6 protein-coding genes are annotated in these 7,198 nt (G+C 64.0%); 5 read left to right on the top strand and 1 reads right to left on the bottom strand.

The annotated features are described in order from the left end of the window. A partial coding sequence (locus RHODMAR_RS15675; RefSeq protein ID WP_008716164.1) for a LysR family transcriptional regulator occupies positions 1-742 on the bottom strand: 742 nt, incomplete at its 3' end. A 72-nt stretch (positions 743-814) separates the two neighbouring features. On the opposite strand from RHODMAR_RS15675, the gene dapA reads away from it, so the two are divergent. The 5 genes from dapA (at position 815) to RHODMAR_RS15650 (ending at position 7,183) form a co-directional block, all read left to right on the top strand. Then, on the top strand, positions 815-1,756 hold the full coding sequence (gene dapA / locus RHODMAR_RS15670) for a 4-hydroxy-tetrahydrodipicolinate synthase (RefSeq protein ID WP_232433676.1): 942 nt from the start codon (positions 815-817) through the stop codon (positions 1,754-1,756). Positions 1,757-1,829: 73 nt separating this feature from the next. Continuing rightward, the gene (locus RHODMAR_RS15665) at positions 1,830-4,214 is read left to right on the top strand and encodes an ATP-binding cassette domain-containing protein (RefSeq protein ID WP_008716161.1); all 2,385 of its coding nucleotides are present in this window, start codon (positions 1,830-1,832) and stop codon (positions 4,212-4,214) included. A 31-nt stretch (positions 4,215-4,245) separates the two neighbouring features. Then, the gene (locus RHODMAR_RS15660; RefSeq protein ID WP_008716158.1) at positions 4,246-4,800 is read left to right on the top strand and encodes an isochorismatase family protein; all 555 of its coding nucleotides are present in this window, start codon (positions 4,246-4,248) and stop codon (positions 4,798-4,800) included. A gap of 50 nt (positions 4,801-4,850) precedes the next feature. Next, a complete protein-coding gene (locus RHODMAR_RS15655; protein WP_008716156.1) occupies positions 4,851-5,651 on the top strand; it encodes a HugZ family pyridoxamine 5'-phosphate oxidase in 801 nt (266 codons plus the stop codon). Between the two features lie 107 nt (positions 5,652-5,758). Next, the gene (locus RHODMAR_RS15650) at positions 5,759-7,183 is read left to right on the top strand and encodes an NAD(P)/FAD-dependent oxidoreductase (protein WP_008716154.1); all 1,425 of its coding nucleotides are present in this window, start codon (positions 5,759-5,761) and stop codon (positions 7,181-7,183) included. Positions 7,184-7,198 lie beyond the last annotated feature (15 nt).

Genomic DNA, 7,198 nt, shown 5'->3' with positions numbered 1-7,198 from the left:
ACGAGCGCGAGAACATCGTCACCTTCGACCAGTGCGAGTTGCGTGAGAAATCGTCGACGAGATGGCGAACATCGACCTCGGTGGGAGTGTCGGCGAACAACCGACGAAACCACTGCTGGCACACCGTTCCGGCGGGACTGGTCACCCACGGGTAGCGGGCGAGATCCGTGTGAGTCAAGGCAGACTCGCGGTCGGCGAGTGGGTGACTTCGCTTCATGATCACGTCGCCGTAGTCGGTGAGGATCGATCGTCGGACGATCGAGGGCGGTGCCGCTGCGGGTACACCGTCCGCATCGTGTACCAACGCAAGGTCGGCAGTCCCGGCATGCACGCTGTGCAGAGCACGATCGGGATCCTCTTCACTGACGTGCACCGTCAGATCGGGATACCGCCGGCGCAGACGGCTCAGAGCGGGCGCGACCACACCGCGTAGGGCCGTCGAGAAGCCGACGAGGCGGACAACTCCACGTGCGACGCCCTCGTCCGCGGACCTGGCCGACTCGACGCAGCGTTCGAGAGCATGGAACACCTCGTCTGCCGATTCGACCACGGCCCGACCGGCCGGGGTGAGTACGACGCCCCGGCCGGCCTGCGCCAGCACCGGCGTACCGATCTGCCGTTCCAGTCGCTTGATCTGCTGAGAGATCGCCGACGAGGTGTAGCCGAGTTCCTCGGCTGCCCTCGCCAGCGTGCCGAGAGTGGCCACCGCGCGCAGCGCCTGCAACGCACCTACATCGATCATCAAGCAACCCTACGCAATATTGCAGAAAATACATCGCTGGACCTGATGTATCGAACGATCCACACTGTCCTGGTGACCATCACTACTGCGGCCCCGTCGATCTTCGGCACCAACCTCGTCGCCATGGCGACCCCGATGCACCCGGACGGAACAGTGAGCCGAGGGGGCGTCGAAGCTCTGCTCGCACACTTGGTGTCGACCGGCTGCGACGGCGTCGTCGTCGCCGGCACCACCGGTGAAGCGCCGACACTGACCGCCCTGGAGATGCGGGATCTGATCGAGCAAACCCGAAGTCACTCGAACCACGCACTGAAGGTGATCGCAGGAGTCGGGACCAACGACACCTCGGCGGGTATCGAGATGGCTCGGTCCGCTGCGGCCGCCGGCGCCGATGCGCTACTGGTCACCGCTCCGTACTACTCCCGCCCCACCCAGGACGGGATAGTGGCGCACATTCTCGACATCGCCGATGCCGGGCAGCTCCCCGTCATGGTGTACGACGTTCCGGTGCGCACGGGCGTCGTCATCGAGGGGCCGACGTTGATCGAGCTCTCTCGGCACCCCTCGGTCCTCGGCGTCAAGGACGCGAAGGGCGACCTGTACGAGGCCATGACCGTCATGGCCTCGACAACACTCGCCTACTACTGCGGAATCGATGAGCTTGCGCTGCCCTATCTCGCCTGTGGCGCAACAGGATTGGTCAGCGTCACCGGAAACGTTGTGGCCGACCGCTATGCCGAGCTGATCGCTGCGGTCCGAGTAGGCGATCTGGATCGTGCGAACGCTATCCAGCGGTCCCTTCTGCCGTTGACCGACGCCGTCATGCGCACGACACAAGGAGCAATCATGGCCAAAGCTGCATTGGTCAGCATCGGTGTTCTCTCCGATGCGACGGTGCGCCGCCCCCTGCTCGAATCGTCGGCAGCCGATCTGAGACGTCTCGAAGACGCATTGCGCCTGACGGGAATCGATCAGGAATCGAGAAGCGTGCTCATCCCGGTGGGACTAGCGTGATCGCACACATACCTCGGTGCAATCGACGCCTCCGGTCTCGATTGCCGCGAACGATCAGGGAGACACCGCGAGCATGGCTACCAAGAAGGTCGCTCACGACACGGCACCACACGCCGCCGACAGCCACGATCTGATTCGTGTGCAGGGCGCGCGGCAGAACAATCTCCAGGACATCAGTGTCGACCTGCCCAAGCGGCGGCTCACGGTGTTCACCGGCGTGTCCGGCTCAGGAAAGAGCTCGCTGGTCTTCAATACCATCGCGGCGGAATCGCAGCGGATGATCAACGAGACCTACAGCGCATTCGTTCAGGGCTTCATGCCCACACTTGCTCGCCCCGATGTCGACGTCATGGACGGACTCACCACCGCCATCATCGTCGACCAGCAGCGCATGGGAGCCAATCCCCACTCCACCGTCGGCACTGCCACCGACGCCAATGCCATGCTCCGCATACTGTTCAGCCGAGTCGGCACGCCGTATGTCGGCTCTGCGCAGGCGTTTTCGTTCAACGTCGCGTCGGTTTCGGGGGCCGGCGCATACAAGGTGGACAAGGGCGGCCGTCAGACCACCGAGAAGAGGTCCTTCTCGGTTACCGGCGGCATGTGCCCTCGTTGCGAGGGGCGAGGCTCCGTCAGCGACTTCGATCTCACCGCGCTGTACGACGCGAGCAAGTCCCTCAACGAAGGCGCAATCACGATACCCGGCTACAGCATGGAGGGCTGGTACGGCCGAATCTTTCGCGGCTGCGGATATTTCGACCCCGACAAGCCGATCGCGAAGTACACGAAGAAGCAGCTCGACGATCTGCTCTACCGCGAGCCGACGAAGATCAAGGTCGAGGGCATCAACCTGACCTACTCCGGGCTCGTGCCGCAGATCCAGAAGTCGTTCCTGTCCAAGGACGTCGAGGCCATGCAGCCACATATCCGCGCATTCGTCGAGCGCGCGATCACCTTCACCACCTGCCCCGACTGCGACGGCACCCGGCTCAACGAGGGCGCTCGGTCTTCGAGGATCAAGGGCATCAACATCGCCGACGCATGTTCGATGCAGATCAGCGACCTGGCCGAGTGGGTCGAGGGTCTGAAAGAACCATCGGTGGCACCGTTGCTGACGACGCTGAGCGAGACCCTCGACTCGTTCGTGGACATCGGACTCGGCTACCTAAGCCTGGATCGTTCGTCGGGAACATTGTCCGGCGGAGAGGCGCAACGCACCAAGATGATTCGACACCTCGGATCCTCGCTGACCGACGTGACGTACGTGTTCGACGAGCCGACGAGCGGCCTGCACCCCCACGACATCGAGCGGATGAACAACCTGCTCCTGCAGTTGCGGGACAAGGGAAACACAGTTCTGGTGGTGGAGCACAAGCCGGAGACGATCTTCATCGCGGACCACGTCGTCGATCTGGGTCCCGGTGCCGGAAGTGCAGGCGGGCACGTGTGTTTCGAGGGCACCGTCGAGGGATTGCGAGGCAGCGACACCGTGACCGGCCGTCATGTCGACGATCGAGCGTCACTGAAGGACTCGACTCGCGAGTTCTCGGAGGTAATCGAAATTCGCGGTGCGCACTCGCACAACCTGCGCGACGTGGACGTCGACGTTCCACTCGGAGTGCTGGTCGTGATCACCGGTGTCGCGGGGTCGGGCAAGAGTTCACTGATCCACGGGTCTCTCACGGGGAGCGAGGATGTGGTGTCGGTCGACCAGGGTGCCATTCGTGGATCGCGGCGGAGCAACCCCGCGACGTACACCGGCCTACTCGAACCGATCCGCAAGGCCTTCGCCAAGGAAAACGGCGTCAAGCCCGCCCTGTTCAGCTCCAACTCGGAAGGCGCGTGCCCGACGTGCAACGGGGCGGGCGTCATCTACAGCGACCTCGCGATGATGGCCGGGGTGGCCACGATGTGCGAGGAATGTGAGGGCAAGCGGTTCCAGGCTTCGGTACTCGAGTACCACTTCGGCGGTCGCAACATCGACGAGGTGCTGTCCATGTCGGTGGCCGAGGCCGAGGAGTTCTTCTCCGACGGAGCGGCGAAGCTGCTGCCGGCGCACAAGATTCTGCAGCGGCTCAGCGACGTCGGACTGGGCTACCTGAAGATCGGCCAACCCTTGACCACTCTGTCCGGAGGCGAACGCCAGCGCCTCAAACTGGCGACGCACATGGCAGGCAAGGGCGGAATCTACGTGCTCGACGAACCCACCACCGGACTTCACCTCGCAGACGTGGACAAGCTGCTGGGCCTACTCGATCGGTTGGTCGACTCGGGCAAATCGGTGATCGTGATCGAGCATCACCAAGCCGTCATGGCGCATGCCGACTGGATCATCGATCTGGGCCCCGGTGCTGGGCACGACGGCGGTCTCGTGGTGTTCGAGGGAACGCCAACCGATCTGGTAGCGGACGGTTCCACCCTGACGGCTCAGCACTTGGCCGCGTACGTCGGGAGCTGATCCACATCCGCAGACATCGAAGAACGAGTTCATGACCACGCTGCCCCACCGTCCTGCCACCGCACTGTTGATCATCGACGTCCAGAACGACGTCATGGTCAATGCACACGAGCGAGAAAGCGTCGTCGACAACATCGTCGCCCTGGTCTCCCGCGCGCGGGAGACGAGCACCCCGGTGATCTGGGTGCAGCACTCTGCCGACGACGAGCTGAACTTCGGGACGGACGGATGGAAGTTGCTCGACGTGCTGCCTGTCGTTCCGACCGATCCGGTCGTCCACAAGAAGCACGGAGACGCCTTCGAGGACACGACCTTGGAGGACGCGCTGGCCGCCGCCGAAGCCGGGCACGTCGTCGTCGCCGGCGCACATACGGATTTCTGTGTCAGGTCCACTCTCCACGGAGCCCTCGTCCGCGGATACGACGTCACTCTCGTGAGCGATGCACACACGGCGGAGGATTTGACCCAGTGGGGCGCTCCCCTGCCCGAGCAGGTCATCGCGCACACCAACATGTACTGGGACAACCAGACCGCACCAGGCCGAATCGCCGCGGCAGTGCCGACCGAAGACATTGCATTCCCTTGACGCGTTGCACGTGCACCATCTGATCCTGGGCCGAACGTAGACTTTCGCCCATGGCACTCGATCACGGCAACCCCGGTGACGCCCCGTCCGTTCCCCCTCCCCTGTCTCCGGTGGTCGACGATCGCCGACCCTCTGCAGCCGAGGAAGCGCGCACAATCGCGGCGTCCACCAACATCGCGACTCTTGCCAGCCTGACTTCGGACGGCGATCCCTGGGCGTCGTTCGTCACGTACGGATTGCTCGACGGTGCTCCGGTTCTCTGTGTGTCGCGGATGGCCGAGCACGGCCGCAACCTCGACGGCGACCAGCGAGTGAGTCTGTCGATCGTGGCACCGCAGTCGCAGACCGATCCGCTGGCTTCAGGCCGAATCACGCTGGCCGGTGTGGTCGAACGTCCCGAGGGCGACGAGCTGGCCGCCGCCCGCGAAGCGCATCTGGCAGGGGTACCCGCAGCGAAGTACTACCTCGACTACAGCGATTTCACGCTGTGGGTCCTGCGCGTGCATCGGGTCCGGTGGGTCGGCGGATACGGCCGCATGGATTCGGCCGCTGGGCAGGCATATGCCGCGGCCGCACCCGATCCGGTGTCGCCGACCGCTGCATACGCAATCGAGCACCTCAACGCCGACCATGCGACGTCCCTGGCCGCGATGGCGCGCGAGCTGGGCGGCTACCCCGATGCCACCTCCGTCGAATGCACGGCTGCCGATCGCTACGGATTGGATCTGAAGGTGCTCACGCCCCGCGGGATTGCGTACACCAGAGTCGGTTATGCCACGCCTGTCGACTCGGCTGCCGACCTGCGGGCCGCGACCGTCGAACTGGCGAAGCGGGCAGCGAGCAGTCGGTAGTCTTCCGCTGCGATCTACCGACTGGACCGGTACAGACACCTTGCCGAGACGCCGCGATGGATGGCGACTACCGTTGTCCCTACACCGCAATCGTTAGGGAGCAGGTAATGAGCATCCAACCGCTCGAATCGAAGCGTCACCGTGTCGTCGTCATCGGTTCCGGGTTCGGAGGTCTGTTCGGCGTCAAGGCGCTCAAGAAGGCCGACGTCGACATCACCCTCGTCGCCAAGACGACACACCACCTCTTCCAGCCACTCCTGTACCAGGTCGCGACCGGCATTCTGTCCGTCGGCGAGATCGCTCCGACGACCCGCGTCATTCTGCGCAAGCAGAAGAACGCCGAGGTGCTGTTGGGCGACGTGTTGAACATCGACCTCGACACCAAGACGGTGACGTCCAAGTTGCTCGAGCGCATCACCGTCACTCCCTTCGACAGCTTGATCGTGGCGGCGGGCGCACAGCAGTCCTACTTCGGCAACGATCACTTCGCCGAGTTCGCGCCCGGCATGAAGACCATCGACGACGCGCTCGAATTGCGCGGACGCATCCTCGGCGCTTTCGAGCAGGCAGAGCTCTCGAACGACCAAGAGGAGAAGGACCGGCTGATGACCTTCGTCGTCGTCGGCGCGGGCCCCACCGGTGTGGAGCTGGCCGGTCAGATTGCCGAGCTCGCCGACCGCACCCTCGACGGAGCTTTCCGCAACATCGATCCACGCGACGCCCGTGTCATCCTGCTCGATGCCGCGCCGGCCGTATTGCCCCCCATGGGCGAGAAACTCGGACGCAAGGCCGCCGAACGGCTCGAGAAGCTCGGCGTCGAAATCCAGCTCAATGCGATGGTCACCGACGTCGACAACGACGGCTTGACCGTCAAGGAGAAGGACGGTTCGACGCGTCGCATCGAGGCGCAGTGCAAGGTCTGGTCCGCAGGTGTCCAGGGCAGCCCCCTGGGTAAGCAGCTCGCCGATCAGTCCGGGTCGGAAACCGACCGCGCCGGTCGTGTTCTCGTCGAACCGGACCTGACGGTCAAGGGCCACCCGAACGTGTTCGTGATCGGCGACCTGATGGCGGTCAAGGACGTACCCGGCATGGCGCAGGGTGCCATCCAGGGAGCGACGTACGCCGCCAAGTTGATCAAGGCGTCGGTCAAGGGTGAGGACGACCCCACCCAGCGGGCACCGTTCAAGTACTTCGACAAGGGTTCGATGGCTACGGTGTCCAGGTTCAATGCGGTAGCCAAGGTCGGCAAGCTCGAGTTCGGCGGATTCATCGCATGGCTCATGTGGCTGGCTTTGCACCTCTACTACCTCGTGGGCTACCGCAGTCGAATCACGACCGTCATCTCCTGGTTCGTGACGTTCCTCGGTAAGGGCCGAGCTCAGATGGCATCGACCGAACAGCAGGTGTTCGCCCGCTTGGCCATCGAGCAGATCAACTCCCTCGAACGCTCGAACGCCATCGATGTGGACAAGGCCGAGGACGCAGCGGAATGCGAGAAAGACGCAGCGGAACGCGAGAAAGCTGCCGGCTGACTCCTCCGTCGTGCG

Origin of the sequence: Rhodococcus sp. AW25M09 (assembly GCF_000333955.1) — a bacterium.
Taxonomy (GTDB): domain Bacteria; phylum Actinomycetota; class Actinomycetes; order Mycobacteriales; family Mycobacteriaceae; genus Rhodococcoides.
This window is presented reverse-complemented; position numbering and strand designations above follow the sequence as displayed.